This is a genomic window from Acidovorax sp. KPB24-07, from assembly GCF_057543315.1.
Map to the genome: position 1 here is coordinate 1 of NZ_BAAJYS010000717.1, position 1,115 is coordinate 1,115.

Annotated in this window: 1 protein-coding gene; it reads right to left on the reverse strand. The window is 72.8% G+C overall.

Translation table 11 applies throughout. The features are described 5' to 3' along the window. Positions 1-1,115, reverse strand: a 1,115-nt coding sequence (locus tag AC27IQ_RS25245) for a DEAD/DEAH box helicase (protein WP_487091258.1), incomplete at both ends; no start/stop codon positions are given.

A 1,115-nucleotide genomic window follows, 5' to 3' on the forward strand; every position in this document is an offset into this window, starting at 1 on the left:
CGCGCGCGCGGGGCGGGGTGTCTCCGGTCAGCGCGAGGAAGGGCAGGGCGAGCGTCTCCAGCGTTTCGGCCACCAGGGCGAGCATTTCGGTGAACTGCGAGAACACCAGCACGCGGCGCCCTTGCGCGACCAGGGCGGGCAGCGCGTCGGCCAGCCATTCGAGCTTGGCGCGCTCCATGGTGGCGGGCTGCGCCCGGGCGGCCTCGCTGCCCTTGACCAGGCGCGGATCGCAGCACACCTGCCGCAGCTTGAGCAGCGCATCCAGCAGGGTGATCTGTGCGCCGTCGAAGCTCTGGCGCTGAAGCACTCGGCGCACCTGCTTGTCGGCGGCGGCACGCACCGCTTCGTACAGCTCGCGCTGGCGGCCCTGCAGCGGCAGCCGCAGCACGACGTCGGTGCGCGGCGGCAGTTCGGTGGCCACGTCCTGCTTGCGGCGGCGCAGGATGAACGGGCGCACGCGCCGGGCCAGCACCTCGGCCCGCAGGGTTTCGCCGTTCTCCTCGATGGGCTTGCGCCAGCGCTGGGAGAAGCTGCGCGCATCGCCCAGAAAGCCGGGCATGAGGAAGTCGAACTGCGCCCACAGCTCGCCCAGGTGGTTCTCCAGCGGCGTGCCGGTCAGGCAAAGCAGATGCGCAGCGTTCAGGCGCCGCAGGGCGCGGGCGCTGCGGCTGCCGGCGTTCTTGACCATCTGCGCCTCGTCCAGGATCAGCAGGTGCCACGGCTGCGCGGCCAGCGCGTCGATGTCGCGCCACACCAGCGGGTAGGTCGTCAGCACCAGGTCGTGCTGGCCGATGCGGGCAAAACGCTCGCGCCGGTCCGCGCCGTGCAGGCTGAGCACGCGCAGGCCCGGGGCCATGCGCTGCGCCTCCGCCTGCCAGTTGAAGACGAGCGAGGTGGGCAGCACCACCAGCGCAGGGTGCGCCAGCCGGCCCGCTTCCTTTTCGGCGAGGACATGGGCCAGCGCCTGCGCGGTTTTCCCCAGGCCCATGTCGTCGGCCAGGATGCCGCCCAGCCCTTGGGCGCGCAGGTATTGCAGCCATGCGAGGCCGTCGAGCTGGTACGGCCGCAGCGGCACCTGCAGCCCGGCCGGCGCGGCCACGGGCGCGGGCGTGCCG